Genomic DNA, 26,037 nt, shown 5'->3' with positions numbered 1-26,037 from the left:
TTGTTGATTACAAAGGTATTGCCATGGCCGCTCTTTCCATCCTCGAACTTGTTCGCGTGACGGAGGAGACGGACGCCCGTGGCGCCCTCGACAACGCGCGCGATCTGGCCGCGCATGCGGAAGAGTGGGGTTACCGGCGCATCTGGGTTGCCGAACACCACAACATGATCGGGATCGCGAGTGCCGCGACATCCGTCGTTCTCGCCCATCTCGCGGCGGGCACGAAGACGATCCGCGTCGGCGCCGGCGGCATCATGCTGCCGAACCACTCTCCCTATGTCATTGCCGAACAGTTCGGCACGCTGGCGCGCCTGTTTCCCGATCGCATCGATCTAGGCCTCGGCCGCGCGCCTGGAACGGATCAGATGACGCTTCGCGCGTTGCGTCGCTCGCCGGAGTCAGCCGACCAGTTCCCGCAGGATGTGCTTGAGCTGCAGGCATTTCTCGCGCCCGCCGGCCCGAACCAGCGGATACAGGCGGTTCCGGCCGCCGGCACCGAAGTGCCGCTCTGGATTCTGGGCTCCAGTAATTTCGGCGCCATGCTCGCGGCCGAACTCGGTCTGCCCTATGCCTTCGCCTCCCATTTCGCGCCGGAACTTCTTCTCCAGGCGCTGCAAATCTATCGCACCCGTTTCAAGCCATCGGAGCAGCAGTCGCAGCCCTACGCTATGGTCGGCGTCAACGTCATCGCCGCCGAAACCGATGCGGAGGCGCGCCGGCTTGCGACGACACAGCAGATGTCCTTCACCAACATGTTTCGCGGCACGCGCGGCCTGAGCCCGCCGCCGATCGACGACATCGAGACCTACTGGTCGCCGATGGAGAAGGCGCAGGCCCAGCAGATGCTCGCCTGCTCGATCATAGGCTCGCCCGAAACGGTTCGCGCCGGCTTGGAGAGGTTGGTCGAGGAGACCGGTGCCGACGAACTGATGATCGTGTCCGACGTTTATGATCACAGTGCGCGCCTGCAATCCTTCGAAATGATCGCCGAGGTCGGGCGAAAGATCTGACGCGCACCTATCCGCATTCAGCGCAATCGAGACAGGTTGCGTATCGCATGAAGACGCCACCACTGGAGACAAAGCATGGCCAATTCGACTGAGTATACGCCGCCAAAGATCTGGACCTGGAACAAGGACAGCGGTGGGCGTTTCGCCAATATCAATCGGCCGATTGCCGGCGCGACGCATGAGAAGGAACTGCCGGTCGGGCGCCATCCTTTGCAGCTCTATTCGCTCGGCACGCCGAATGGCGTCAAGGTGACGATCATGCTCGAGGAGCTTCTCGCCGCCGGCCACAGCGGTGCGGAATATGATGCCTGGCTGATCCGGATCGGCGATGGCGACCAGTTCGGCAGCGGCTTCGTCGAGGCAAATCCGAACTCCAAGATCCCGGCGCTGGTCGACCGCAGCGGCGCCAAGCCGATCCGCGTTTTCGAATCCGGCTCGATCCTCACCTACCTCGCCGAAAAGTTTCAGGCCTTCCTGCCGACGGAGCCGGCCGCCCGCGCCGAATGCTTCTCCTGGCTGTTCTGGCAGATGGGCAGCGCGCCCTATCTCGGCGGCGGCTTCGGCCACTTCTATGCCTACGCGCCGACCAAGATCGAATATGCGATCGACCGCTTCGCCATGGAAGCCAAGCGTCAGCTCGACGTGCTCGATCGCCGTCTTGCCGAGAGCGAATATCTCGGCGGTGCCGAATACACCATCGCCGACATGGCCGTCTGGCCCTGGTATGGCGGGCTGGTGAAGGGCTGGATCTACGAAGCGGCGGAGTTTCTGCAGGTTCAGGAATACAAGAATATCCAGCGCTGGGCCGATCAGATCGGCGAGCGCAAGCCTGTCCAGCGCGGGCGCATGGTCAACCGTCTCTCCGGCGAACCGTCGAGCCAACTGTGGGAACGTCACGACGCCAGCGACTTCGACACGAAGACGCAGGATAAGATCGGCGCTGCCGGTTAAGCTTCGGATTGGTCGCATCCGGGTCGTCATTTCGGCGATCCGGATGCGGCGTTTCGCTTATGTGTCAATGAGTGGGCCATTGCGGCTCAGGCGGTGGTCGCGTTCGCCTTTCGCAATGCCAGATATTCCCACAGCGCGACGAGCAGCAGCGTGACGGTGCTCACCATCTGTATCGTGAAATTCTGCTGCACCGGCAGCAGAACGGTGGTCGCCAGCAGGATCACCAGCCCGGCGATGTGAGAGAGCGGCAGCTTGCGCGCGGCGGTCAATTTTAGCCAGATATTTCCAATCAGAAACAGTCCGGGCCCGCCGAGAATCGCGAGCGTGGTCTTCAGACTGCTGTGCTCTTCGGGATGCGACAGGCTGAAATCCTCGCCGACGGCGGTCAGGATGATGCCGGCGACGATCGGCAGATGGCCGTAGGTGAAAAGACCGTGGGCCACGGTTTCGGGCGCCGAGGTCGCCTCCGCCTTGTCTGCGGCCTTCTGCTGGCCGTGGTGGAAATAGATCCACCACATGAAGCCAGTCGTCAAAAACGCGCTGCAGAACACCATGACGGAGAGGTTCGACTGCATGTGCTCCGCCGCGGTCCTGCCCGTGGTTAGAATCGTCTCGCCGAGACAGAGAATGACGAAGAGCGCGCATCGCTCGGCCATGTGCTCGCCCGATATGTCAAGCGTTTCACGCGGGGAACTCCCCAATCCGGGCACGCAGTAGCGGGCCAAAGGCGAGACGTATTCGATCAAAAGCGCGACGGCCCAAAAGGCGACGCGCGCTTCAAGACTGGCGAAGCCGCCGATCATCCAGAAGACGCTGGAAGCGACCACCCAGACGGTGATGCGCACGAAGGTGAGGTATGAGGGCCGGTCGACGCCCCTGTAGGCGTAGAGCATGAAAACCGAGCGCACGAGCTGCATGGCGCAGTATAGCGCGGCAAATGCCGGTCCCTGATGCTTGAAGGCCTCGGGCAACGCGATCGCCAGCAATATGCCGCCGAACATAAGGGCGAAGAGCAGCAGCCGCACCGCTTCCTTGTCGGTGTCGAGCAGGTTGGTGATCCATGTCGTGTAGACCCACAGCCACCAGATCGCCAGGATCAGCAGTATCGATTCCGCCAGCGTCGTCGAACTGAAGTCCTCGACCAGCGTGTGCGACAGCTGGATGAGCGCGAAAACGAAGACGAGATCGAAGAACAGCTCCGGAAAGCTGGCCTTCGTCTTCTCGGCGCTTTTGCCACGGATCAGGCTCAATGCGATCCCTCCATCGATCGAGCCACGGCCTTAGAAAACCGCCAGATATTTCAGAAGCGAAATGATGCCGATGATGATGACGATGATCTGCACGATCTGCTTGGCTCTGGCGTCGATCGGCAGGCGGGCGACAAGGTACAAGACAAGGATGATGACCAGGAAGGTTATCAGTATTCCGATCAGTACAGATGCAGCCATTTGGATCCCACTCCGTTGAAAAATCTTTTAGTCACAGAGCGTTAGATAAATCTCTCTTTCGAAAAGGAAAGGATCGGCGATCGAGAAACTCTATCGCGCGGTTGGAATGACTGAGCAAGCTTGCAGGAACCTTCGCTGTCGCCGTGAGTTCACAATGAAAGGGAGAAGACGATCATGCCCGCAAAATCGAAAGCGCAACAGAAGGCAGCCGGCGCGGCCTTGTCCGCCAAACGCGGTGAAACGCCGAAGAGTAAGCTCAAGGGCGCATCCCGCGAGATGGTGGATTCGATGACCGAAAAGCAGCTTGAGGACTTCGCTTCCACGAAGACCAGGGGGAAGCCGGAACACGTCTCCAAATAGTCCGTGGTTTTCGGCGGTTTATGCTGCGGTTGGCATCGGCTCAGCCGCCCCAAGTGCGCTCGAGCACGTTGATCCAATTGGCGTGGGTGATCTTGACCAGCGCCTCCTCATCGAAGCCGCCGGCGCGGAACGCGTCGATCAACAGAGGAAGACCGGTCGCATCCTTCATCGCTGCCGGGATCGTTGTCCCGTCGAAGTCCGAGCCCAGGGCGACGTGGTCGATGCCGATGCGATCGGCGATATAGGCGGCGTGGCGCACCAGGAGGTCGAGGCTGGTGTCGGCGTTGCGCGTGCCGTCATCGCGCAGGAAGAGCACGCCGAAATTGATGCCGACGAGACCACCCGTGTCGCGGATCGCGTCGAGCTGCCGGTCGGTGAGGTTGCGGCTGTGCGGGCTGATCTGGTGAACGTTGGAGTGCGAGGCGACGATTGGTGCGTTCGAGAGCTTGGCGATATCCCAGAAGCCTTGCTCGTTCATATGCGAGAGGTCGACCATGATCTTGAGCTCGTTGCAGGCGCGGATCAGATCCTTGCCGGCGTCGGTCAGGCCGGGGCCGATATCGGGCGATGACGGGAAGCGGAACGGCACCCCGTAGGCAAAAATGTTCGGCCGGCTCCACACTGGTCCAAGCGTGCGCAGTCCGGTCTGATGCAGCACATAGAGCGCATCGAGATCGGCGGCGATCGCTTCGGCGCCCTCGATATGCATCACGGCCGCAAAGGCGCCGGTTTCGATCGACTGGCGGATATCGGCAGCGGTGCGGCAGACTTTCAGCCCGCCGGCGCGCTGCGCTTCGATGTCGAAGAGAATGCGGGCCATCGCCAGGGTGCGGTTCAGCGATTCCGGCTGCGCCGGTGTCAGGAAGTCGCCATTGGCGTCCTTCCCCATGCTGGGCGAGGGGATGTAGATGGCGCAGAGCCCGCCTGCCAGGCCGCCGGCGCGCGCCCTGGGAAGATCGATATGCCCCGTCGCTTCTCCCTCGATAAACGCCTTGGCCGGCTGCGCGATGCCCGAATGCTGGAGCCGGAGCAATACGTCGTTGTGGCCGTCGAAAACGGGCATGAGGGAGTTTGGCATGGTGGGGAAAGTCCTGCGTCTGTTTCTTGCGGGTCTTCGTATGACAGGTCGGCGCCCCCACGCAAACCCAAACCGCGAGCCGTGCGTTGAAAATCGCGCGGCCAGCCGGCCTTTCTGTCTGATTACTGCCTGACGTAGGCGGACGAGAGCGGGCCGAGCTCGGCCGATATCTGGCGCCATCGCGCCGGCTGGGCGCCCGTGCGCGAAATCATTGCCTCGATCAGCCCGGTGGAGACGGCGTCCTTCAGTCTTCCGTCGCCATTGCGCATGCCGAGCTCGATCAGCTCGAACACCCGCTGCTTGTCCTCAAGCGTCGAGAACCGCTCGGCAATCAGCCAGCCCATGTCGGAATAGAGCGTATGCATGTCCGCGAGATCGACAGGTGCGACGTCCTCGATGACGTTCTCCAGCGTGGAGGTAACAGGGACATGCTGTGCCAGTTCGGCGGTGATCGCTTTCGTATCCATTGTCATTTCCTTGTTCTTGTGTGCGGTGATCGGTCGGCCGCATAGCGGCTTTCCGTTCAGCTCGGCCGATGCGCGTTATCGTTCGCAACCGGCCATGTGGGTCCCGCCCCGTGGCCGCGCAGCAGCCATGCGAGGCTGACCTCAAGCGTATCGGCGATCGTTTCCAGATTGCCGGCGGCCGGCGCCGCGCGATCGTTTTCCCACGATGCCCAGGTATCGGGCGTAATGCCGAGGTTTCTCGCGGCGGCTTCGATGGAGAGCTTCACCGCGTCGCGAGCGAGCGACATGCGCCCACCCATCGTATCATCTTCGGCGTCGGTCGGTTGCAGGCGGTCGATAGACATTCATCGCTCCTGTTCGGTCGAAGGGTCGCGCCCCGCCGAAAATCGGGCGAGGCGCGATAATGCGGTCAGCCTTCGTCGCCGATCCAGCTCTTCACCTGGTCTGGATGGTCCTGGATATATTTATCCACTGCCTGGTCGTAGGACGTTTCCTGCGCGGCAAACATCGCCGCTTCGAGATCGGGGATCGGCAGGTTCATGCGCGACAGGAAGGCGGCGACCTTGGGATTGTCGGACTTGAAGTCCTTGCGGGCGAGGATATCGACATGTTCGGCTTCGCCGAGCGACTTCTTCGGATCATCGATATAGCGCAGCTTGTGCTTGCCGAACATCCAGTGCGGGCTCCAGGCGGTGGCCACGAACCACTTCTCGCCGCGCATCGCGCGGTCGACCGTCGTCAGCATGCCGGCCTCACTGGAGATCTGCAGCTTGTAGCCATCGAGCCCATAGTCCTTCAGCGTCTTTTGCGACAGCCTCGTAAGGCCCGCGCCGGGATCGATGCCCTGGATGGTGCCGGACAGCTTTTGCTGCACGTCCGCTTTCTTCAAGTCCTCGATCGAGCTGATCTGATCGGCTGGAATGTAGTCGGGGACCGCCCAGCCGAGCTTCGCGCCGTCGTAGATTGTGCCAAGGGTGTCGACCTTGTCCTTGACCTTCGCATAGTAGTCGGCATGCGTCTGCGGCAGCCAGGCCATCATCATCGTGTCGAGATCGCCGCGCGCGACACCCTGGTAGAGCGGCGCGACGTCAGCCTGCACGAGTTCGACCTTCTGGTTCAGCTTGGTCTCGATCAGCTTGGCGGCGAGCTTGGTTACGAATTCGGCGTCGGACCATGCGCCCCAGCCGATCTTCACCGGCTTGGCGTCCTGCGCCATGGTCGAGGTGACCGCGCCGCTGACGAGAGCGGCGGCAAGGCCGAGGGTTGCGAGTGTTTTGAACATGAGTGCTCCTTTTGTGAAGGTTCGCATTTGGCAGGCGGCCGTGGCCCGCCATGATGGGTTGCTGGAGATCAGGCCGTCGCCGGCTTCAGCTCTTCGCTTTCGCTTTTGCGCAAGAAGCCCTGCCAGAATGCGGCGCGCGGCTTGCCCAGGCTCTGGGTGATGCGGTCGAGAATGACGGCGAGGATGACGACGGCGATGCCGCCCTCGAAACCGGTGCCGACGTCGAGGCGCTGGATGCCGGTCAGAACCGTGTTGCCGATGCCGCCTGCGCCGATCATCGAGGCGATCACGACCATCGACAGCGACAGCATGATCGTCTGGTTGATGCCCGCCATGATCGAGGGCAGGGCGTTCGGAAGCTGCACCTTGAACAGAAGCTGGGTTGCCGTGCAGCCGAAGGCATTGCCGGCTTCAATGAATTCGCCATCCACCTGGCGAATGCCGAGATTGGTGAGGCGGACGACCGGCGGCATCGAAAAGATGACCGTCGCGATCGCGCCGGGAACGGCGCCGAGGCCGAAGAACATGGCGGCCGGGATCAGGTAGACGAAGGCTGGCATGGTCTGCATCAGATCGAGGACCGGGCGCACGAAGGCGGCGACGGAATCCTTGCGGGCCATGGCAATGCCAAGCGGTAGGCCGACGAGCATCGCGATCAGCGTCGCGGCGATGACCAGCGACAGGGTCTCCATCATCGGGCCCCAGAGCTCGATGTGGTTGACGAGCAGCAGGCCGAGCGCGGTGAAGACCGCAAAGCCGATGCCGACGCGCCAAAGCGACAGGATCACGAAGATCGCGATGCCAACGGGCATGGGGATCGCAAGCAGGGCGCTCTGAATGCCTGACGTCACGAAGCCGATCGCGGCCGCGATGAAATCAAGCACGGGTGAGAAGTTGTCGAGCACATAATTGACGGCAGCGTCGATGCCGTTTCCGATATCGAAGTTCATGATTTATCCGATGTGTTTGTGATCAGCCGGCGCGGTCGAGCGTTTCGAGCAGCGCGGATTTGCTGATGGAGCCGAGATAGCGCTTGCCGCCGTCGATGACCGGGACCGGCCAGGGGCTGGCCGCCACCTTGCCAAGAACGTTCGACAGAGGCTCGTCGGCCGGAATGGCCTCGATCTCGGGCAGGAAGGCGCCGCGATAGGGATCCGCCGTCTTTGCCCTGATCTTTTCGATCAGCGATGTCTGGCTGATCATGCCGTGATAGGTCTTGTCGCGGCCGAGGATGATTGCGTATTCGCGGTCGTAGTTTTTCATCCGCTCGAGTGCCGCCGCGGCCGAAACGCCTTCGCGCTCGATGATCGTGACCTGCGACTTGCGGGCGACATCGCCCGCCTTGAAGACATGCGCGACATCGACATTGCGGAAGAAGGAGCGGACGTAGTCGTTGGCCGGCTTGGTGACGATTTCGTCGGGGGTGCCGATCTGCACGACATTGCCGTTCTGCATGATGCAGATGCGATCGCCGATCCGCATCGCCTCGTCGAGATCGTGGCTGACGAAGACGATGGTGCGGCTGTGCTCGGACTGCAGGCGAACGAGTTCGTCCTGCATTTCGGTGCGGATCAGCGGGTCGAGCGCCGAGAAGGCCTCGTCCATGAGGAGAATTGTGGGTTCGCTGGCGAGCGCGCGGGCAAGGCCGACGCGCTGCTTCATGCCACCGGAAAGCTGATCCGGGCGGCTGTCGGCGTAGCCATCGAGGCCGACGGCCTTCAGCGCGGCCAATGCCTTCTCGCGACGCTCGGCTTCGCCGACGCCTGCGACCTCGAGACCGAAGGCGGCGTTGCTGAGAACGGTGCGGTTGGGGAGCAGCGCAAAGGACTGGAAGACCATGCTGATATCGCGGCGGCGAAGCGCGATCAGCTCGCTGCGCGACATGTCGGTGATATCGCGGCCATCGATCTTGATCGATCCGGATGTGGGTTCGATCAACCGATTGAGGAGACGCAGCAGCGTTGATTTGCCGGAGCCCGACAGGCCCATGATGACGAAGATCTCGCCGGCGCGAATATCGAAACTGGCGTCGTTTACGCCGATCGAGCAGCCCGTTGCTGCATGGATCTCGGATTTTGACTTGCCGGCGCGCAGTAGCGCCAGGGCTTTTTTCGGATGTTCGCCGAAAACTTTGTAGATGTTGTTGAGACTGATCTTGGTCGAAGCCGATGATGTCGGCGCGTCTGTTTCAGTTGCAGCATTCATATAATCTTGGCGCCGAGCTCGAGAGGCCAGGCATTCTCCTTTATTCGCATACGTCCACGATCTGCAGAATGTCTTCTGGATCAGGATGTATTATCCATTGTGTTGCTGAGACAAATCGACATTTCATAAATCAAATTCGTCCGAGGAAAATATATGTTATCGAAAATATCCATCCGATATGACAAAAGGTCATGTATTCGAATATTGATACTATCATTTCGATGGAGCGCTGTTCTCCTTATCTGCGTATATAGGGCGATATACAAAAATTGTCCATCTTAAAATCAATTTTTGTGACAGATGCACCGGTCGCCGACAGCGTCGAAACAGGCCACAACGCCTGCTGTACCGGCGAAGCAGCGCCGCGCCGGCATGACAGGTATTTTTGAAATCAAAGGCTGAAATCCGGCGCCGATGCGTCCGAAATCGTGTCCTTTACGAGGAGATTTCGCTGGGGTGGGCGAGCGACAGCATGCCTCGATAAATACCCGGATCCGAGCCCTCGATCGGGATCGCGCCGACGCTCTTGCGGTAGAAATCCATCGGCCCGGCGCCGCCGATCACGCCATAGGGATAGCCCTGCGCATGCATGTCAAGCAGCGTTTCCAGAAGAAGGGCGTGGCCGACACCCTTTCCGCGGGCTGCCTGATCAACGCCGGTGGGGCCGAAGAACCCCTTGGCGGTCGCCTCGTGGCAGGCAAAGCCGATGAGCTCCCCCGTCTGAATGGCGATGAAGCAGGTGGTCGGCTGTCGCATGGTGGCGGCGGTCGCCTCGGCCGCCCAGCCGGCGCCGAAGCGCGGTTCGATCCATGATGTCAGCGCCGGCAGTTCCGGCACCAGCACGCGGCGGATGGTGACACCTTGCGACGTCATGCGTTCGTCGAGGGCTGGGTCGCGCTTCAGCTCGTAGAGCTTCACAAGCATGTCCATGGTCTTGATCCTTGTATCTGTCAGCCTTTGACGGCGCCGGCGGTGAGGCCAGCCACGATCCGCCGCTGGAAGATAAGTACGACGGCGATGAGGGGGAGCGTGACGGTGATCGAGGCCGCCATGATCTGCCCGAACGGGTACTCATAGCGACTTGTACCCGCGATCAGGCCGATCGCCACCGGCACGGTGCGGTTCTCGTCGGTTAGCGTGAATGTCAGCGCGAACAGGAACTCGTTCCAGGCGAGGATGAAAGCGAGAATGCCGGTGCTTGCGAGCGACGGCCCCATCAGCGGCAGCAGCACCTTCATCAGGATGCGGAAGTGCGAGCAGCCGTCGATGATGGCGGCCTCCTCCAGTTCGCGTGGAAATTCCCTGATGAAGGTGGTGAGGATCCACGTCGTGAAAGGCACGGTCGACAGGAGATAGGTGAGGATCAGCGCGCTCGGGCGATTGAAGAGCCCCAGCCAGTTGATCAGCTCGAACATGCCCGAGAGCACCACCACCTGCGGGAAGATCGAGATCATCAAGACGATCATCAGGATTGCGCGCCGCTGCGGAAACTCGATACGGCCAAGCGCGTAGGCGGCCGACAGCCCGATGATCAGTGACAGGAAGGTCGTCGATATCGCGACATAGGCCGAGTTGAGCAGCGATCCCATGAAGACCGGGTTGTCGATCAGCTGCCGGTAGTAAGTGAAATCCAGCGCCGGCATCAGGGCTGAGCGATAGAGTGCTGCACCCTGCTTCGTCGAGGAGACGAAGGCCCAGTAGTATGGGAACAGCGTATAGACGAGCACGAGCAGCAGCGCGAAAATCTGCAGGCCGCGCACCACGCGCCGTCTCATGCGATAGTAGCCGGCGGGTTTGCGCAGCGCCTTTTGTGCGATTGCATTGGCCATCGATCAGGTCCCCGCCGCTTTGTCGAGGCGAAGAACCCCGATGATGATGATTGCGACCAGCGCCACGAGCAGGAAGACCCAGGTCGACGCTGCCGAGCCGACGCCGAGCTCCTGGAAGCTGATCAGCCGGTCGCGCGCATAGATCGATACGGTCATGACGTTCTCATTGCTCGCAGCCAGAACGTAAGCAAGGTCGAACATTCTGAGCGCGTCGAGAACGCGGAAAAGAACGGCGACGCCGATGGCCGGGCGCAGCATCGGAAGGGTGATCGACCAGAAGCGTTTCCAGGCGGGAATGCCGTCCACCTCGGCGGCTTCGAAGATCTCCGGCGATATCAGCTGCAGACCGGCGAGGATGAGCAGCACCATGAAAGGCGTGGTCATCCACACGTCGATGAAAATGACGACGCCCATGATCAGCGAGCTGCTGGCCGTCCAGGCAATACCGTGATCGACGACGCCTAGCCCGGTGAGGATCTTGTTGATGACGCCAAACTGGTCGTTGAGCATCCACTCCCAGATCTTGGTGGCGACCACCACAGGAATGGCCCATGGCACCAGAATGGCGGCGCGCGCGAGGCCACGGCCCGGAATCATCTCGTTGAGCAGCAAGGCGATCGCAAGCCCGAGCGCCGTCTCGATCGCGACCGAGATGATGGTGAACACGAGCGTGTTCTTCACGGCAACCCACCAGCTGTGGTCGTTGATGACCTCCATGAAGTTGTCGAGACCGACCATGGAGTAGACGGAGGGGTCGTCGAGATAGGCGTCGGTGAAGGAGAAGAAGAAGGTCCGGCTCAAGGGCCAGACGGCGACCAACAGGATGACGGCGATGACGGGAACCAGAAACAGCCATGCGGCCCGGTAATCGCGGCGGGCGAGTTTGGCGCTCATGGCTGGCTCGCCTGTTCGCTGGCCGGCTGGCTGAGCAGAACGCGCTTGCCGTCCGCCGTAAAGGCGAAGACGGCGGCGTCAGCGAAATCCAGGCCGACAGGCTGACCGATGAGATCATGCGCAGGCGCCTTCGCGACGCGGATCACCCAGACGGTGTCGTCGGTGATCCGGCAATAGGCGAAATGCTCGTGGCCCAGATCTTCGACGCGTTCCAGCGTGCAGGTGATGCGGCCTTCGTTCGCGCCAACAAGCCGCAGTCCCTCAGGCCGGATGCCGATCTCGGCGATTGGGCCCGAGGGATTGTTGGCGACCATGGCGATCGAGAGATTGCCGGGACCGACGATCGTGCCGGTGTCCGAGCCTGTCTTCGGCGAGACGGCCAGGAAGTTCATCCGGGGGCTACCGATAAAGCTTGCGACGAAGCGGTTATCGGGGGCATGGTAGAGTTCCTGCGGTGTTCCCACCTGCTCGATGCGGCCGTGGTTCAGGACGACGATCCGGTCTGCGAGCGTCATCGCCTCGGATTGGTCGTGGGTGACATAGATCATCGTCGTCTTCAGGTCGTCATGGAGCTTGGCGATCTCCATGCGCATTTCCATTCGAAGATCGGAATCGAGATTGGAGAGCGGCTCGTCGAACAGGAAGATTTCGGGCTGGCGCACCAGCGCCCGGCCGATCGCCACGCGCTGGCGCTGGCCGCCGGAGAGTTCGCGTGGCCGGCGATCCATCAGGTGGTCGACCTTGAGCATGCGCGCCACCGACGAAACCTTCTGGCTGATCGCGTCCTTGGCCATGCCCAGTGTTTCCAGCGCGAAGCCGATGTTGCGGGCGACGCTCATATGCGGATAGAGCGCATAGGACTGGAAGACGAAGGCGACGCCGCGTCTCGAGGCCGGGACATCCGTCACGTCCTCGCCGCCGATCGTCACCACACCCTTGGATGCGGCGACAAGGCCCGCGACGATGCGCAGAAGCGTTGACTTGCCGCAGCCGGAAGGGCCGACGAAGACGACGAACTCGCCGTCGTTGATCCTGAGGTCGACGCCTTGAATGACGGTGTGCGTCCCAAAATTCTTCGAAACGGATTCAAGCGAAACCGATGCCATTTTTCACCCGGACTTGATCACGATAAAAGGCTCGCCCCCTGATGGCGGCGATTTGCGATGCGCGAGACGAGGGCAGACCGATTGACCGCCTGCCCTCGTGCGTTCAGTCGAGGCTCAACGGCTTTCCTTGAGCTTTTCCAGTCGCCCGGCGAGCGAGGTCAGGCCAGACTTGATATCGCCACCGCCGGACAGCATGTCATGGACGGAGCGATAGAAGGCTTGCGACACGCGGTTGTAGCTGGTGCCGGTATAGCCCGAAGGACGGACCGCGCTATCGGCGAAGGCCTGCTGGTTGTCCTTGAGGAAGGGGATCTTGGCCAGCACGTCCGGGTCGGTGTAGAGCGCCGGGATCGATGGGTTGACCGCATCCTGCAGCGCGCGCTTCTTCTGCATGTCGGGGCCGGTGATGAAGTTCACGAAATCGGCCGCGACGTCAGGCTTGGCGCTGTATTTCGAGACGCCGTAATACATCGGGCCGAGGCATCCGCTCGATTTCTGGCCTTCCATGCCGACGGGCAGCGGCATGACGCCGACCTTGTCGACAACGGCGCTGCCTTCCTTGTGCGACGTGCCCCATACGTAAGGCCAGTTGCGGTGGAACACGGCATTGCCGGATTCAAAGACGGCGCGCGAGGCTTCCTCGTCATAGTTCAGCGTACCCTCGGGGCTGATCGAGCCGATCCAACCCTTGGCCTTTTCGATCGCTTCGGCGGCCTTCGGATTGTCGATCGTGACCTTGCCGTCATCGGAGATGATCGTGCCGCCGCCGTTCGATGCAACGAGCTCGATCGCGTCGCAGGTCAGGCCTTCGTAGCTCTTGGCCTGCCAGGCGTAACCCCACATGTCGCCCTTGCCGTCAGCGCGCTCCTTGTCCTGGATTTCCTTGGCGGTCGCGGCCAGTTCGTCCCAGGTCTTCGGCGGCTGCTTGCCGTATTTCTCGAGCAGATCCTTGCGGTAGAACATCAGTCCGACGTCCATGTAGGCGGGCATCGCGACAAGATTGCCGTCGAGCTTGGCGGCGTTGAGCGTCGAGGCGAAGTGCTTGTCCTGATCGGCCTGTGGGATCACGGTCTTCAGGTCGAGAAGGCCGTTCTTGAACATGCCGAGCCAGATGACATCCAGGAAGAGGACGTCGATATCGGTCGACTTTGCGGCAATCAGCTGCTGATAGATCGGGATGGCGTCGTCCAAGAGCGCCGGCATCTTGTTGATCTTCGCTTCATTGCCCGTCTTCTCCTTCCAGGCATTGGCGACATTGGTGCACAGCTCGAATTCCGTCGGCGCGCAAAATACGGAAATCGTCTCAGCGTGGGCCGTTCCGCTCCAAAGGGCGGCGGAGAACGCGAGTGCGGCAAGGCTCTTCTTAAGCATGGTGGGTTCCCTTGATTGTGATAATGCACGGCATTTTCGAAGCTCTTCTGGCTCCCTGCGATAATAGGACTGGTTATGACCAGTTATGTCAATATGGACTTTCGAGAGAATTGCGTTGAAGATGACATTGGCAGAGGCGGCTATGGCCCAGGGAAATCGAATTTGAAGACGCTCGAAACCGAGGACACATTGATCGCAACACGCGGCGTCATCGATCGCGACGACCCCCGGCCGCTGCACAAGCAGGTGTACGAGGCGCTGCTTGCGGCGATCAGCGATGGCCGTCTCCCGTTGCGCGGCAAGCTGCCCTCCGAGCGCGAGCTCGTCGATCTCTATGATGTGAGCCGGATCACCATTCGCCACGCAGTGCGCGAACTCATCCAGCAGGGCGTTGTTCATAGCCAGCCCGGCAAGGGGCTCTATGTCACGGAACGCGGTGGCGGCTTCGAGCTGCAGGTATTGAAGAGTTTCACCAGCATCGCGCTGGCCAATGGTCGTGCGCCGGGCCACCAGCTGATCGAGGCAAGCCTCGTCCGCGCGCCGCTCGAAGTCAGCAGGCCGCTCTTTCTCGCTCCCGGCGCGGAGGTCGTGGTGCTATCGCGCCTGCGTTTGCTCGACAATATTCCGGCGGTGATCCAGACCGACTGGATCCCGGCCGGGCGCGTGCCGGGGCTGCTCGATCTCGATTGGGGCATCGCCAACCGCTCGCTCTATGAAGAACTGCGCCAGCGCTACGGCATATTTCCGAAACGTGGCCAGACGACGCTGAGCGCCCGTCTGGCGGGCGAGGACGAGGCGCGCCTGCTGCAGCTGGCGCCGCCGGCAGCAGTCCTGACGGTCGATCAGATCGCTTTCGACGACCGCAATCGCCCGGTCAACATGACGGCGCTCGTGCACCATCCGGCCCGCTATCCGCTGACGCTGCTGCAATCGGAAACCGGCGATTTCACGCAATACTGATGATTGGTGGCGGGACCGCCGAAGGCTCGTCCTAGCCGTCGAGGGCGAACCGGTCCTCGTCGAACTCGTCTTCTGCGAATTCGTCGGCATCGCTGTCGATCGCAGGACCGACATCTTCGAGCGTCGTCAGGCGCATGCCTGATGGCCGCGGTGCGGTCATCTCGATCTTCATTCCCGGTGGCTGCAAGGCCCAGGCAACCAGCGCCTTGCCGGACATGGCGCCAACGCCTGCCGATACGATCTGCGGCTCCCGCGGAGCGACCGCGGTCATGTCGGGCCGCTTCGCCGCGCCGCCGGCAAGCGAGCCGCCTGCGTGAAGGGCAAAGAGCAGCTGGCCAGCCGATCCCTTGCCGGTGACGGCGGTGGCGAGCAGGACGGGCGTAGCTGGCGGTGGAACGCTTGCCGTGACGGTTTCATCCAGCGCCGGCCGGAAGGTCGGCAGTGGCACGGTGAGGGCGGCGAGGTCGGGAACCTTGCTATCGGTATTGTCGGCGCGCGGCGTCGGCCGTGCAAGTTGAAGTTCGAGACCGCGTTCGGCGCGGGTCTGCGGCACCGGCAGCATCGCCGTCACGAGAGCGCGGGAGGGTGCCGGACCGCCTTCGTCGTCATCGCTTTCAGGCGTACGGATGGTCTCGATTGCGACAGGGCGGTTGCGCTTCTTCTGGTCGGCAAGCGCCAGCTCATAGCCCGGCAAGGCACGGCCATCGGCCGGCAGATGCAGCGTGCGGCCGCTTGGGAAGATCCGTGCCAGCTCCTGACGTGACATGCGCGGCCAGGCGCGAACATTGCCGACATCGAGATGCACGAAGGGCGAGCCGGACGTCGGATAATAGCCGACGCCGCCCACCTGCATCTGCATGGCGAGCGCGCGCAGCGTGGCGAGCTTCACGCCGGGAATGTAGAAGTCCATCGCCTTACCCAGCATGTGCTGGCTCTTCTTGGCGACGCCTGTGGTGCGCGAGCGGGTGCGCAGCATGTTGTTCGTGGCGGGCGAGCGATAGGCGGAGACGACGTGGATGGGCTCCTTGGCACCGCTGCGCTGATAGACTTCCCACACCAGATCGAGCAGGCGCGGATCCATCTTGGTCGGCTCGTTGCGGCGCCAGTCGCGCAGGAAGCGGTTGATCTGCGCCAGGCCCTTCGGATCGAACTTGCCGTTGCGCTTGAAGACGATGGTGGCCCGCTCTCCCGTGTGGGTGAAATAGAGCTTGAGCGCGCGGTCGTCGGCGGCTGCCTGCGCGGCGCCGGCCATGGCCGCGAATATGACCAGGGCGATCATCACCATCCGGTGCGCGGCTAGCGACACAGCCAGGGTCAGCATGGTCACGGGAACGGAAAAGACTGCATGGTACACGAACACGACTTCCGTCATTGTTGATGGGGTGCGAGAGCCGGATTCTTGCGATCGGCGAGGTCGCTGTGCAGTCGATTATGGTCAACAGTTCCCTAACGTATCGTTTATGAGGAATGAATTATCGGCACAGTTGGGCCACGCGTGGACTCATTGCTTGGGCGTTCGGCGGATCGGGCGCGGCGCGGAAGGTGGGGAAGGCGCGCGCAGCCGGGTGGCCGTTTGTCGCGCCTTCTGCAAAGCGACGTGACTGCAAGAAAAGCGTGCGGCGGCCACAATCCTGTCGCTTCGATCCTTATCTCTTGGGATATGATTCCAGAATGGAGGAGCGTGAATTGAATAATCTATACAAGATGTTGGCAATTGCGGCGGGAACCATGGCAACGATGGTCGCGCCGATTGCGGCGGCTGAGACGCCGCCCGCCGACCCGCTTGTCGGTCGCGCGTGGATCGAGACCAAGTCGCAATCCGGTCTTCCCGGCGTGATGATGGTGTTCATGGCAGATGGCAGTCTGCTGATGGATTCCTGCTGGGAAACCTATGCGCTACGCAAATGGAGCCGCACTTCTCACGATACCGTTACCTGGGACGAGGATGGCGCCAAAATCACCGCGAAGGTGAAATCGGTTTCGCCGAGCCAGCTGACACTGAGCGTGAAAGCCGGAAAGGATACGGTCGAGCACCGCTACAGCGTCGCCAAGGTGCCGTATATCTGCCCTGACATGAAACGCTGATAGGCATTACGCCGCGAGCGGATATCCTGTATGGATACCGCTCGCGACATGTCTTCCAACCCGACTACTCGACGTCGGCCGTCTGGCGCGTGTCCAGCGAACTCACCAGGATCTTGTCGATCCGTCGCCCGTCGAGGTCGATGACTTCGAAGCGCCAGCCGTCCTTGGTAAAGCTTTCTCCCAGCACCGGAAGGTGTTTCAGCTCTTCGAGAACGAGACCCGCGACGGTCTGGTATTCGAGATCGTCGCCAAGCTTCAGGCTCATGAATTCCGCGAACTCGTCGATCGGCGTCCAGCCAGAGACCAGATAGGAGCCGTCGTCGCGGCGCGCGATCGCCTGTTCGTCGATCGGACCATCCTGCAGCGCGCCCATGATCGCTTCCATGATGTCACCGGAGGAAATGACGCCTTCGAAGTGTCCGTACTCGTCGAAGACAAGCACCATGTGCACGGGCGACGTCCGGATCGCCTGGATGACGCTGATGGCATTGGAAAGATCCGAGACGATCGGCACGTCCTGCGTGATCGCCTTCAGGTCGGCGGTGCCCTGAACCGACATCGCGTCGTAGAAATCCTTGACCGCGAGCACGCCCAACACTTCGTCCGAGCTGCCCTTTCTGACCGGCAGGCGCGAGCGCTTGGTGTTGTGCAACTGGGCGCGTATCTCCTCCAGGCTGTCGTCGACGTCGATGATCTCGACATCGCGACGCGGCGTCATCAGCGCGCGCGCCGTGCGGTCGGCAAGGCGCATAACGCCGGAGATCATGGCGGATTCCTCGCTTTCGATCACGCCTGCGGATTGCGCTTCTGCGAGAACCGTCTTGATCTCCTCATCGGAGACATTGTCGCCGCCCTTGCCGGATTGCCCCAAGAGCTTCAGCACGAGTTTGCCGGAGGCATCAAGCAGCCAGACGAGCGGCAGTGCCATTTTCGACAAGACCGCCATGGCGGGCGCAACCTTTGCGGCCACTGCTTCCGGCTCACGCAGCGCGATCTGCTTCGGCACGAGTTCGCCGACGATCAGCGACAGGTAGGTGATGGCGATGACCACGGTACCGACGCCCACTGCATCGGCCACGGTCGGCGACATGCCCTGAAGCTGCAGCCAGGCTGTCAGGCGGCTACCGAGCGTGGCGCCCGAGAACGCGCCGGAGAGAACGCCGACGAGCGTAATGCCGATCTGCACGGTTGACAGGAACCTGCCGGGGTTTTCGGCAAGTTTTATGGCTTGTGCGGCTCCTCTGCTTCCGTGATCGGCGAGAACTTTGAGGCGGGCGGCCCTTGAGGACACGACAGCCAATTCCGACATGGCGAGCACACCATTCAGGATGGTGAGCAAGACCACAATTCCAATTTCGAGAAACACAGGAGCCCTTGTTCGTTGACGATGATGACGCAAGATAGGTGCAATCACACCGGTTGCAAAGCGGCGGCTCCGATTTTATCGCGCACGGAACCCGAGAATTCATCGTCGCCATGTGTTTGGTAAATTAGCATTTTAAGTCAGAAGAGCTTAACTTTCGTCTGTTACACAACCAGCCATACTTGTTGCGATCACGTGTATGGCCGACGAAGAGATACTTCCACCAGAGATCCTGACTTCGATATTGATGCGAATGTTCGAGTTCGCACCGATCGCCATGGCTGTGTCGACCAGCGATACCGAGACATCCAGCTACCTCAAGGTAAACGACGCCTATCTCCGGCTTACGGGCCTGAAATGGGAGGATATCAGCGGTAGAACGTTGATAGCGGAAGGGGCCGCGATCAGCAGCCCGGCACGCGATCGGCGCCATCGCATGCTCGCCGAAGACGGCGGGTACGTGCTGGAGGAAGTGGATATCCGCCATGCCGACGGGACGATCCTGCCGACGCTGATCTCCGCGCAGCGCACTGTCATCGATGGTGTGTCCTTCGATGTAGAAGTCATTCTCGACGTATCGGCCCGCGTGCGCCATCAACACGAGATCGAGCTTGCGCTTCGCGCTTCGGCGCGCACCGATGCGCTCTCGGGCCTGCCCAATCGCGCCTGCTTCGACGAAGTTCTGGCCGAACACCTTGAGCGGCGCGACGACACCGACAAGCTCCTGGCGTTGGCCTTCATCGATTTCAACGGCTTCAAGGCTGTGAACGACACCATGGGGCACGCCGCCGGCGATGAGGTGCTGAGGATCATCGCCAGCCGGTTCCGCGACAGCTTCCGCGCCAATGATTTCATCGCGCGCATCGGCGGCGACGAGTTCGTCGTTCTTCTGGAGGTCGATCCCGCGCATCTGAACGACGTGGAGCTCACGCTCAAGGATGCGGTCGATCGCATCTTCAAGCCGATCGCCGTCGAAGGCGTGGTTGTCGAACTGGGTGCCGCGATGGGTGTCACTCTCCTGCAGCCGGAGGACGACGCGGCTTCCTTCGTGAAGCGTGCTGATAACTACATGTATCTGGCCAAGCAGACCGGTGATCGGCTGGCCATGATCTGGCTGGGTAAGACAGACAGCCATCTGGTGAAGGCGAAAACCGCCACCGGTGCTACGGGCTGACAAGCGCTATCGCCGTGGCGTCTACCGGAAACACTAGTATTCTGCCGGTGCCGGTAGCTGGTCGGCGTTTTCCTCAAGTTCGGCCTGCGCGGCCCTCAGCGTTTCTTGCTCGCTCGCAAACGGGCTGCTGTCGACGGCGGGCAGTTCACCGCGCATATCCGTAACGCGATAGAACCAGCGTTCGTCCGCACCATTGATCGTCAGCCGAAAGCGTCCGTGGCTCGCAAAGGCGCGGCCCGCGTTGTCGCGTTGCCACAGACCATGATGACTTGTTCTTCTCTTGAAGAGGCGCATTTTCGCATCCTTTCAGTCGATTCCTCATCATCTCAAATACTATCCTTGGTAAGCTATTCAAGGGTACGGTGCCGCCTATGGTTTCATAGTTGTTACGAAAACGTCAGGCGCCGGCCTCGCGGACCAGAACTTTTACAACCTGACGCCAGACACGGCCGGCAATACTTTCGCCTTTGCCGTTCAATACAACCACGCCTCTGACGGTCTCCGACAAAGCCTTGCCGGATACCTCTGCGGCAATCGCATACTGTGCCGAAACAGGGCTGAGGCGCAGACGTTCATGGGCGTTCTGCGGGTGGACCGCGATCTCGCCGTGATATTCGGATGTCAGCTGCGGAATATCGATCTCGGAGGCGCCCGCCGAGGCGATGGAGGTGAGTTGCACGGGCAGCGAGGACTGCGTGAGGTCGTCGGGGATGAAGTGGCCGGTGGCGCCGACTTCGAGGCGCCCCCGGTCGCTGCCGGACACGAAGCCGCGCGCCGCCATGCCGGACGCGCCAGCGATGGTCGCGAGCTGATCCTTGCGGCTGATCCAGCGGCCGAGATGAACCTGCGGATCGATGTCGATGACAGTGCCATCGAACGGCGCGCGAACGATGAGCGATGCCTGCCGGCGCGCAAGCCCGTCACGCTTGGCCTCGAGTGCGGCCAGTTGCGATTGAAGGATACCGCGGTCGACGAGGTTTTGTGGATCGGCCAGCACGCGTGCCAGGCGGTAGCGCGTCAGCTCCGCCTCGATCTCGGTGGTGCGAAGCTCCTGCTGCAACTCGGGGCGGACGATGGAAAACAGTACGTCGTTCTTCTTCACGACATCGCCGCGCTTGATCCCTATCGCCTCGATCTTTCCCGGCTCCATCGGGAAAAGCCGCGTGAACTCGTTGGGATAGAGCGCCGCCGGGGCCGACACGCTCTTGAAGATCGGCAGCGAGAGCAATGCGACGATGGCAAGGAAGATCGCCAGCGACAGATAGCTGCGTCTGCTCGTGATGATGTCATGGCGCATGGTCCACCACTCCCGGAGTTCTGACAGGATCGGCCGAAGGATGAAAAAGCCGATCTCGACGGCAAACAGCATCACGCCCACGATCTTGATCGTGAAGTGATAAACGAGCAGCGCGATGCCGAAATAGAGAAACAGCCGGTAGATCGTCGTGGCGATCGCATAGAGCGTCACGATCACGTCGAGCTTCGGACCGAAGCGATCGGGCCGTTCCTCGCCGGTGTTGAACAGGAGGTTCCGAATCCGCCAACGCAGATGCCGGAAAGCGCGCGGCTGCAGGTTCTCGACACCAAGGAGATCGGCGAAGATGTAGTAGCCGTCGAAACGCATGAAGGGATTGAGATTGACGATCAGGCTCAGCACCCAGCCGGTCGCCGCAAGAACGAAAGCCGCGGATCGAAACGGCCCGTCGGGCAGAAACACCCAGAGAAGCAGCGCGAAGACGGCGATATGCATCTCGGTCAGCACGCCTGCCGTGTCGATCTTCAGCCGATCGAAACGCGACTTCAGCCGCCATGCATCGCTGACGTCAGTATAGAGCAGCGGCACCAGCACCATGAAGGCGATACCCATGGTGGGAACGCGGCAGCCATGGCGGTGCGCGACATAGGCATGGCCCAACTCGTGCATCGACTTGATGAAGCCGACCGAGATTACCGAGACCACGATGCCCTCGAGCGTGAAGATGTAGGGAAACGTGCCGGTGAAGGCATCCCATTGCCGGGACACCAGATAGAGTCCGAGAATGGCGGCGCATATGGTGAAAGCATGGAAGGCAGGGCTGAAGAGCCCGGTGATGTAAGGGGCTGTCTTGCGGATGAAGCGATCCGGCCTGACCAGCGGAATACGGAAGAAGAGGTAATTGTGGATCAGCCGCATGAAGAGCGAATGGCGGCGCGTCGCGCTGGCATGAAGTGCGCGCCATGTCGCGGATGCCGGCTCGGTCACGAAAAAGCTTGTCTCCAGCATCCGCATCGCGGCATAGATTTCTTCCTGCTCGGGAAGCCGTCCGAACTGCGCCTGCACGGCCTGGATGAGGCCGCGCAGCGAGCGTGCGAAGTTCCAGAGCGTCAGCAGCTGAAACATTTCGAAGGTGATGCGGAAGAAGCGGTTGCGGACCGGGTCGAGCACGATCCAGACCGGCTCGCCAGACAGGCTAGTGCCACCGCGCACGATCTGCAGATCCTCGCGCAGGGGCGGCAGTCTGAGATCGGGCGAGGGTGATACACTCATAGACCCAGCCGCTGCCTGATCGCGGCAATCGGCCGCCGGAACAGATAATAGGCCAGCGGCACCTTCTCGCCGAAGATCTGCGATGTTCCGCGAATGCCGAGACGCAGGCCGCGCTCCGGCACCGTGTCAAATCCGGCATAGATGCGATAGGCCAGAATGTTGCCCTCTATCATCTGCGGATCGAAGGAGGAGGACAGCGTTTTCGCCGCGACCGGGTGCAGTGGATCGGCATCCAGAAACGCGCTGACAGCAGCGCCGTTCTCGACCGCGATGGCATCAGCCACCGGCACGTCGATGCGTAGCTGAACGCGCTTAGGGTCGGCCACTTCCATCACGCGCTCGCCGATCGACACAGGCCGGCCGATCCAGTCGCGCTTGTCGGTGAAGATGACCACGCCGTCGGTTTCTGCTTTCACGCTGGTGCGCGCCAGCATGTCGGCCGCGTAGTCGCGCTTGGCCGATGCGACGCTCAATTCGCTTCGGGTGACCGCCAGATCGCGCCGGGCTTCCGGGTCGGCGATGGCGCGTTGGCTGATCTGCATCAGCTTCGCCTGCGCCACTTTCACATCCTGCTCGGCGACGCGCAGCTCGTTTCGAAGGGCGGTGTCGGCCAGCCTGAAGAGCGGCTGTCCCTTGACGACGGTTGCGTTCGGATTGACGAGGATCTCCTCGATCGCGCCATCGAGCGGTGCCGCGACGATCTCCGGCGCGACCGGAACCACCTCGCTCGGCGCCAGCACCGTCATGTGTACGGGTATGAACATCGCGGCGATCGCCAGCACTGCGACGGTACCGATCAGCGGCTTGATCGGCAGATTGCGCTTCAGGCGTCTTGGTCCGCTCAGCGCCCGCCAGGCGTGGGAATAGGTCTCGGCCAGCCTTTCGGCCAGCAGCAGATCCGCCTCCGGCCATGGCGTTTCGCGCGCCAAAAGCATGCCCGCGAAGATGTGGCCGTCGCGCAACTGAAACGGCACCCAGGCCATGAAGCGGAAGGGATAGCTGTCCTGCTCGATCTCGCCGGGCGGACAATAGGCGGGAAGGGTGAAGGCCTTGATCTTCGCGAGCCCTGCCTCGCGCGACAGCTGCCTGATGACGCCCTCGACGAAGCGGATGCGCGGGGCGTTTCTGTCCACCGCGCCGATCGAAGAGACCGTCTCGACCTTGAAGACACCCTTGGATACCGACAGCACGAAGATCTGCCTGGCCTTGGTGAGCTTCATTGTCTCGTTGGCGATGAGGAAGCGCAGTTCGCCGACGCTTTCGACACGGCGCGCATCGGCTTCGATCCTGAGCAACAGTTCGTAGGCGTGCTGGGCGGCGGCCGCTGCCGGTGGCTGAAGCTTGATGGGATCGCTGGCTGGCTTTTCGACACCTTGCATCTGCGTATGCCTACTCACTCGGGATTTTGAACACTGTGGGGCCACTCATGCCCGGCAGGACGCCGGTGGCCTGGCCGGAAAAACGCCCGGTCACCTTCACCGTCTGGCTGACCGGATCGACGGTCGCGCCGATGCTGATAATGTCGACCGGCAATGTCTTGGCGGTCTCGTCGACGCTCAACGAAAACGCTTCGCCTTCGCGCAGCCAGCGCAGCCAGACGGAGGGTACCAGCACATCGACAAGCAAGTCGTTGCTGGCGACGATGTGCATGATCGGGCGGCTCGGTTCCGGGGTTTCATGCGCGTGGGAGGGCATGGCGCCGATCCGGCCGTCGAAGGGCGCTCTTATCGTGCAGCGCCCAAGCTTGCTGCGATAGGCATCAGCCTCGCCTGCTGCCTGGTTTGCCTTGGCGCGCGATATGTCGACCTCGAATTTGCCGGCAGCATTCGAGCGTGCCAGCCGCTCGTCATTGGCAACGGCGATCTGCGCGGCCGCCAGCGCCGCCTCGGCGGATTTGAGCTGGGCCTGGATATCCCCGCATTCGAAGGTGGCGAGGATATCGCCCTTGTTGAAGCTCTCGCCTTCCTTGAAGGGCAGGGTGGCGATGGCAAAGCCGAGATCGCTCGATATCGAGGCTTCATCGGCGGCGCGAACGATGCCGCGCAGCCCTTCCAGCGATGCCGTGGCATCCGCCGCATCATTGCCGGCGGCGTAAGCTGCGCCACCTGCCAAGAGCTGTATCATCAGAACGGATGCCGCTATGTGCTTCATCACGGTCTCCCATGCCGGCGGTTATTTCGCCGCAACGAGGTCTGTCTTCAATTCACCGCGCTCCAGCCACATGTCACGCAACTCGCCAGCCATTTCTTTCACGGGTAGGGTGGTGCGCAGCGTTTGCGGGAACGGATCGATGCCGAGCGATGCATAAATGTTCGCATAGGCGTTCTGCAGGTCGGCATAGGCCATGTCGAGCTTCGCATCCGCGAGCAGCGCGTTCATCTCCTCGCGGATTAGCATCTGCTCGCTGGTCTTCTGCGCGTCCGTCTCGGTGCGCACCTGGGTCAGGATCCGGTGCGAGACGTTAGAAAGTGCGGCCGCCGTCGAATAGGAGTGCTTCAGGTGGGCATAGCGGGCGCGGCTGATATGGACCTGCGTCATCACAGCCATCGCGACAGAAAGCGAGCGCGTATCCAGCATCTGCTTTTCGGCCTCGATCTTCTTGTTGACCGCCGGCAGGGTCGCGAGCTTCATCAAATTGAAGCTGACCTTGGCGCCCCAGGAGACCCAGTCGTTGGTGGCGATATAGTCGTTGGAATCGTAGTTCGGGCCAGCGTAAAGGTTGATTCCGGGCAGCAGGTCGAGCAGCGCCGCATCCACTTCGCGCTCGTTGATCCGCAGCCGGTAGGAGATTTCGCGCATCTCCGGGCGGTTGGTCGCGGCGATATTGAACATTTCCTGCGAGGTGTAGCTGATTTTCAGCTGCGTATCGCGGCGCTTGGGAACCTCAAGCGTGAATTCCGTGCCGGGCTTCACGTTCATCAGAGCGGAAAGCTGCGTCTTGGCGACCAGCAGTTCGCCTTCCAGCAGCTCCACCTCGCGCTTGACCTCGATCAGTTCGCGCTCATAGGTCAGCGCCACCAGCGGCGACGTTTCGCCGTTGGACGAAAGATTGCGGGTATCCTTGAGCGCGCGGGCGACGCGGCCTTCCAGCGCGCGCATGCGGCCGACGAGACGCTGGTAGCTCACCGCGCGCCAATAGGCCGTGCGCACATCCTCGATGACCTTGTTGACCATCCGCCGCTTCATCTCGTCCTGAACCAGCACTTCGTCGGTCGCCTGCTTAGCGCGCACATAGGAGAGGCCGAAATCGAGGATGTTCCAGGAGGATGTTAGGTCGGCCGTAACAATACTATCATCGCGAGTAGAGGCCTCGGTGGGGTCCGCTTCGCTGCGGCCGGCATACCCTGCGCCGGCTACAATCTTAGGCAGTGCGGAATAGCTCACCAAATCCGCCTCCCGCAATTTTAGCGCCGCCTGCATAACCTCTACCTTCGTGTCAAGATTGTATTTGAGGGCTCTTGCCATGGCTTCGTACAAATCCACCCTATCGGAGATGGGCTCCTGATTTGCGGTGGCAAGGGCAAGTCTCTCCTTGCCGAAGTTTGCATGCGCTTCTGGGGGCAGCGGTTTGGGGGTAACGGTGCATCCTGTCGCAATCAGACTGACGGAAACCATTAGAAAGACTGGGAGTTTCATTCCATTCATTCCTCGAACCTGTTCCGTATACGACTAAGCCGCAGGTAGCTCGTGTCTACGGATATGCAATTGCGGGGCGTAAATTCGGCAATCAGAACGCGCTTTAGCAATACGAAACTGTCGTCTGAGTACGTTCAGTCTTTGCTAACATGGTTAATCAACACTTAACAAAACACAATCTTTCAGGGCATTCTTTATTGATGTGTGCTAAATGATGTGTCGGATGGATACGGTGACGGGCTCCTGTCATGGTTGATTTAGTGTTGACTAATTCCTGTTGGTCGAAATTAG

The 26,037-nt window shown here is 61.3% G+C and carries 26 protein-coding genes; 6 read left to right on the top strand and 20 right to left on the bottom strand.

Features of this window, described 5'->3' with window-relative positions; all coding sequences use genetic code 11:
• Window positions 1–23: 23 nt before the first annotated feature.
• Both ACCD05_RS08505 and yghU read left to right on the top strand, forming a co-directional pair.
• Window positions 24–1,010, top strand: coding sequence for an LLM class flavin-dependent oxidoreductase (locus ACCD05_RS08505; RefSeq protein ID WP_112435348.1), 987 nt, complete (start codon window positions 24–26; stop codon window positions 1,008–1,010).
• Between the two features lie 75 nt (window positions 1,011–1,085).
• Entirely contained in the window at window positions 1,086–1,961 is an 876-nt protein-coding gene (gene yghU / locus ACCD05_RS08500) for a glutathione-dependent disulfide-bond oxidoreductase (RefSeq protein WP_112435347.1), read from the top strand.
• A gap of 86 nt (window positions 1,962–2,047) precedes the next feature.
• On the opposite strand, the gene ACCD05_RS08495 is transcribed toward yghU, so the two are convergent.
• A complete protein-coding gene (locus ACCD05_RS08495; protein WP_112435346.1) occupies window positions 2,048–3,211 on the bottom strand; it encodes a low temperature requirement protein A in 1,164 nt (387 codons plus the stop codon).
• Window positions 3,212–3,241: 30 nt separating this feature from the next.
• Window positions 3,242–3,409: a Thivi_2564 family membrane protein gene (locus ACCD05_RS08490; protein WP_112435345.1), complete on the bottom strand. Its 168-nt coding sequence runs from the start codon at window positions 3,407–3,409 to the stop codon at window positions 3,242–3,244.
• Between the two features lie 174 nt (window positions 3,410–3,583).
• Between ACCD05_RS08490 and ACCD05_RS08485 the strand changes: the two genes are divergently transcribed.
• Complete coding sequence (locus tag ACCD05_RS08485) at window positions 3,584–3,769, top strand: DUF3008 family protein (protein ID WP_112435344.1); 186 nt, start codon at window positions 3,584–3,586, stop codon at window positions 3,767–3,769.
• Between the two features lie 40 nt (window positions 3,770–3,809).
• On the opposite strand, the gene ACCD05_RS08480 is transcribed toward ACCD05_RS08485, so the two are convergent.
• The 11 genes from ACCD05_RS08480 to ACCD05_RS08430 form a co-directional block, all read right to left on the bottom strand.
• Complete coding sequence (locus tag ACCD05_RS08480; RefSeq protein WP_413392080.1) at window positions 3,810–4,847, bottom strand: dipeptidase; 1,038 nt, start codon at window positions 4,845–4,847, stop codon at window positions 3,810–3,812.
• 122 nt (window positions 4,848–4,969) lie between these two features.
• Window positions 4,970–5,314 (bottom strand): hypothetical protein, encoded by a 345-nt coding sequence (locus ACCD05_RS08475; RefSeq protein ID WP_112435343.1) that lies wholly within the window; start codon window positions 5,312–5,314, stop codon window positions 4,970–4,972.
• A 56-nt stretch (window positions 5,315–5,370) separates the two neighbouring features.
• Window positions 5,371–5,658, bottom strand: a complete 288-nt coding sequence (locus tag ACCD05_RS08470; RefSeq protein WP_112435342.1) for a helix-turn-helix domain-containing protein — start codon at window positions 5,656–5,658, stop codon at window positions 5,371–5,373.
• A gap of 65 nt (window positions 5,659–5,723) precedes the next feature.
• Entirely contained in the window at window positions 5,724–6,596 is an 873-nt protein-coding gene (locus ACCD05_RS08465; RefSeq protein WP_112435341.1) for a glycine betaine ABC transporter substrate-binding protein, read from the bottom strand.
• A 68-nt stretch (window positions 6,597–6,664) separates the two neighbouring features.
• A complete protein-coding gene (locus ACCD05_RS08460) occupies window positions 6,665–7,546 on the bottom strand; it encodes an ABC transporter permease (RefSeq protein WP_112435340.1) in 882 nt (293 codons plus the stop codon).
• A 22-nt stretch (window positions 7,547–7,568) separates the two neighbouring features.
• Window positions 7,569–8,801 carry a glycine betaine/L-proline ABC transporter ATP-binding protein ProV gene (gene proV / locus ACCD05_RS08455; protein WP_111560786.1) on the bottom strand — a complete coding sequence of 411 codons (1,233 nt, stop codon included), beginning with the start codon at window positions 8,799–8,801 and terminating at the stop codon, window positions 7,569–7,571.
• Between the two features lie 435 nt (window positions 8,802–9,236).
• On the bottom strand, window positions 9,237–9,731 hold the full coding sequence (locus ACCD05_RS08450; RefSeq protein WP_112435338.1) for a GNAT family N-acetyltransferase: 495 nt from the start codon (window positions 9,729–9,731) through the stop codon (window positions 9,237–9,239).
• Between the two features lie 20 nt (window positions 9,732–9,751).
• The gene (locus ACCD05_RS08445) at window positions 9,752–10,630 is read right to left on the bottom strand and encodes an ABC transporter permease subunit (protein ID WP_018896683.1); all 879 of its coding nucleotides are present in this window, start codon (window positions 10,628–10,630) and stop codon (window positions 9,752–9,754) included.
• Between the two features lie 3 nt (window positions 10,631–10,633).
• Window positions 10,634–11,524, bottom strand: coding sequence for a carbohydrate ABC transporter permease (locus tag ACCD05_RS08440; RefSeq protein ID WP_018896684.1), 891 nt, complete (start codon window positions 11,522–11,524; stop codon window positions 10,634–10,636).
• Complete coding sequence (locus tag ACCD05_RS08435; RefSeq protein WP_112435337.1) at window positions 11,521–12,630, bottom strand: ABC transporter ATP-binding protein; 1,110 nt, start codon at window positions 12,628–12,630, stop codon at window positions 11,521–11,523. Before ACCD05_RS08435 ends, ACCD05_RS08440 begins: the two co-directional genes overlap by 4 nt.
• Window positions 12,631–12,744: 114 nt before the next feature.
• Window positions 12,745–14,001, bottom strand: coding sequence for an ABC transporter substrate-binding protein (locus ACCD05_RS08430; RefSeq protein ID WP_112435336.1), 1,257 nt, complete (start codon window positions 13,999–14,001; stop codon window positions 12,745–12,747).
• A 162-nt stretch (window positions 14,002–14,163) separates the two neighbouring features.
• Here ACCD05_RS08430 and ACCD05_RS08425 point away from each other — a divergent pair, with 162 nt between their 5' ends.
• Window positions 14,164–14,961, top strand: coding sequence for a GntR family transcriptional regulator (locus ACCD05_RS08425; RefSeq protein WP_112435335.1), 798 nt, complete (start codon window positions 14,164–14,166; stop codon window positions 14,959–14,961).
• A 31-nt stretch (window positions 14,962–14,992) separates the two neighbouring features.
• Here the strand turns inward: ACCD05_RS08425 and ACCD05_RS08420 are convergent, their stop codons facing one another.
• Window positions 14,993–16,282, bottom strand: coding sequence for a DUF882 domain-containing protein (locus ACCD05_RS08420; protein ID WP_413392106.1), 1,290 nt, complete (start codon window positions 16,280–16,282; stop codon window positions 14,993–14,995).
• A 365-nt stretch (window positions 16,283–16,647) separates the two neighbouring features.
• On the opposite strand from ACCD05_RS08420, the gene ACCD05_RS08415 reads away from it, so the two are divergent.
• The gene (locus ACCD05_RS08415; protein ID WP_112435434.1) at window positions 16,648–17,046 is read left to right on the top strand and encodes a hypothetical protein; all 399 of its coding nucleotides are present in this window, start codon (window positions 16,648–16,650) and stop codon (window positions 17,044–17,046) included.
• A gap of 64 nt (window positions 17,047–17,110) precedes the next feature.
• Here the strand turns inward: ACCD05_RS08415 and ACCD05_RS08410 are convergent, their stop codons facing one another.
• Window positions 17,111–18,412 carry a hemolysin family protein gene (locus ACCD05_RS08410; RefSeq protein ID WP_112435333.1) on the bottom strand — a complete coding sequence of 434 codons (1,302 nt, stop codon included), beginning with the start codon at window positions 18,410–18,412 and terminating at the stop codon, window positions 17,111–17,113.
• A gap of 250 nt (window positions 18,413–18,662) precedes the next feature.
• On the opposite strand from ACCD05_RS08410, the gene ACCD05_RS08405 reads away from it, so the two are divergent.
• Window positions 18,663–19,583 (top strand): GGDEF domain-containing protein, encoded by a 921-nt coding sequence (locus tag ACCD05_RS08405; protein ID WP_112435433.1) that lies wholly within the window; start codon window positions 18,663–18,665, stop codon window positions 19,581–19,583.
• Window positions 19,584–19,616: 33 nt separating this feature from the next.
• Here ACCD05_RS08405 and ACCD05_RS08400 read toward each other — a convergent pair whose 3' ends face one another.
• The 5 genes from ACCD05_RS08400 to ACCD05_RS08380 all read right to left on the bottom strand — a co-directional run bounded on the left by ACCD05_RS08400 (window position 19,617) and on the right by ACCD05_RS08380 (window position 25,725).
• Window positions 19,617–19,877, bottom strand: a complete 261-nt coding sequence (locus ACCD05_RS08400) for a hypothetical protein (RefSeq protein WP_112435332.1) — start codon at window positions 19,875–19,877, stop codon at window positions 19,617–19,619.
• 103 nt (window positions 19,878–19,980) lie between these two features.
• Window positions 19,981–22,110, bottom strand: a complete 2,130-nt coding sequence (locus tag ACCD05_RS08395; RefSeq protein ID WP_112435331.1) for an HlyD family efflux transporter periplasmic adaptor subunit — start codon at window positions 22,108–22,110, stop codon at window positions 19,981–19,983.
• Window positions 22,107–23,489, bottom strand: coding sequence for an efflux RND transporter periplasmic adaptor subunit (locus tag ACCD05_RS08390; RefSeq protein ID WP_112435330.1), 1,383 nt, complete (start codon window positions 23,487–23,489; stop codon window positions 22,107–22,109). Before ACCD05_RS08390 ends, ACCD05_RS08395 begins: the two co-directional genes overlap by 4 nt.
• A gap of 10 nt (window positions 23,490–23,499) precedes the next feature.
• Window positions 23,500–24,261, bottom strand: a complete 762-nt coding sequence (locus ACCD05_RS08385) for an efflux RND transporter periplasmic adaptor subunit (RefSeq protein ID WP_112435329.1) — start codon at window positions 24,259–24,261, stop codon at window positions 23,500–23,502.
• Window positions 24,262–24,282: 21 nt separating this feature from the next.
• Window positions 24,283–25,725, bottom strand: coding sequence for a TolC family protein (locus ACCD05_RS08380; protein WP_413392105.1), 1,443 nt, complete (start codon window positions 25,723–25,725; stop codon window positions 24,283–24,285).
• Window positions 25,726–26,037: the final 312 nt, after the last annotated feature.

Source organism: Rhizobium sp. Rhizsp42, from assembly GCF_047304155.1.
GTDB lineage: Bacteria > Pseudomonadota > Alphaproteobacteria > Rhizobiales > Rhizobiaceae > Rhizobium.
The sequence above is the reverse complement of the archived record's forward strand: the minus strand, read 5'-3'. Positions and strand labels throughout refer to the sequence as shown.

Coding starts and splice junctions, on each gene's coding strand:
- ACCD05_RS08480 (WP_413392080.1), bottom strand. CDS start 4,847: ATGCCAAACTCCCTCATGCCCGTTTTCGACGGCCACAACGACGTATTG.
- ACCD05_RS08475 (WP_112435343.1), bottom strand. CDS start 5,314: ATGGATACGAAAGCGATCACCGCCGAACTGGCACAGCATGTCCCTGTT.
- ACCD05_RS08395 (WP_112435331.1), bottom strand. CDS start 22,110: ATGAGTGTATCACCCTCGCCCGATCTCAGACTGCCGCCCCTGCGCGAG.
- ACCD05_RS08420 (WP_413392106.1), bottom strand. CDS start 16,282: ATGCTGACCCTGGCTGTGTCGCTAGCCGCGCACCGGATGGTGATGATC.
- ACCD05_RS08390 (WP_112435330.1), bottom strand. CDS start 23,489: ATGCAAGGTGTCGAAAAGCCAGCCAGCGATCCCATCAAGCTTCAGCCA.
- proV (WP_111560786.1), bottom strand. CDS start 8,801: ATGAATGCTGCAACTGAAACAGACGCGCCGACATCATCGGCTTCGACC.
- ACCD05_RS08400 (WP_112435332.1), bottom strand. CDS start 19,877: ATGCGCCTCTTCAAGAGAAGAACAAGTCATCATGGTCTGTGGCAACGC.
- ACCD05_RS08435 (WP_112435337.1), bottom strand. CDS start 12,630: ATGGCATCGGTTTCGCTTGAATCCGTTTCGAAGAATTTTGGGACGCAC.
- ACCD05_RS08380 (WP_413392105.1), bottom strand. CDS start 25,725: ATGGTTTCCGTCAGTCTGATTGCGACAGGATGCACCGTTACCCCCAAA.
- ACCD05_RS08470 (WP_112435342.1), bottom strand. CDS start 5,658: ATGTCTATCGACCGCCTGCAACCGACCGACGCCGAAGATGATACGATG.
- ACCD05_RS08505 (WP_112435348.1), top strand. CDS start 24: ATGGCCGCTCTTTCCATCCTCGAACTTGTTCGCGTGACGGAGGAGACG.
- ACCD05_RS08440 (WP_018896684.1), bottom strand. CDS start 11,524: ATGAGCGCCAAACTCGCCCGCCGCGATTACCGGGCCGCATGGCTGTTT.
- ACCD05_RS08430 (WP_112435336.1), bottom strand. CDS start 14,001: ATGCTTAAGAAGAGCCTTGCCGCACTCGCGTTCTCCGCCGCCCTTTGG.
- ACCD05_RS08450 (WP_112435338.1), bottom strand. CDS start 9,731: ATGGACATGCTTGTGAAGCTCTACGAGCTGAAGCGCGACCCAGCCCTC.
- ACCD05_RS08385 (WP_112435329.1), bottom strand. CDS start 24,261: ATGAAGCACATAGCGGCATCCGTTCTGATGATACAGCTCTTGGCAGGT.
- ACCD05_RS08445 (WP_018896683.1), bottom strand. CDS start 10,630: ATGGCCAATGCAATCGCACAAAAGGCGCTGCGCAAACCCGCCGGCTAC.
- yghU (WP_112435347.1), top strand. CDS start 1,086: ATGGCCAATTCGACTGAGTATACGCCGCCAAAGATCTGGACCTGGAAC.
- ACCD05_RS08490 (WP_112435345.1), bottom strand. CDS start 3,409: ATGGCTGCATCTGTACTGATCGGAATACTGATAACCTTCCTGGTCATC.
- ACCD05_RS08485 (WP_112435344.1), top strand. CDS start 3,584: ATGCCCGCAAAATCGAAAGCGCAACAGAAGGCAGCCGGCGCGGCCTTG.
- ACCD05_RS08460 (WP_112435340.1), bottom strand. CDS start 7,546: ATGAACTTCGATATCGGAAACGGCATCGACGCTGCCGTCAATTATGTG.
- ACCD05_RS08465 (WP_112435341.1), bottom strand. CDS start 6,596: ATGTTCAAAACACTCGCAACCCTCGGCCTTGCCGCCGCTCTCGTCAGC.
- ACCD05_RS08405 (WP_112435433.1), top strand. CDS start 18,663: ATGTTCGAGTTCGCACCGATCGCCATGGCTGTGTCGACCAGCGATACC.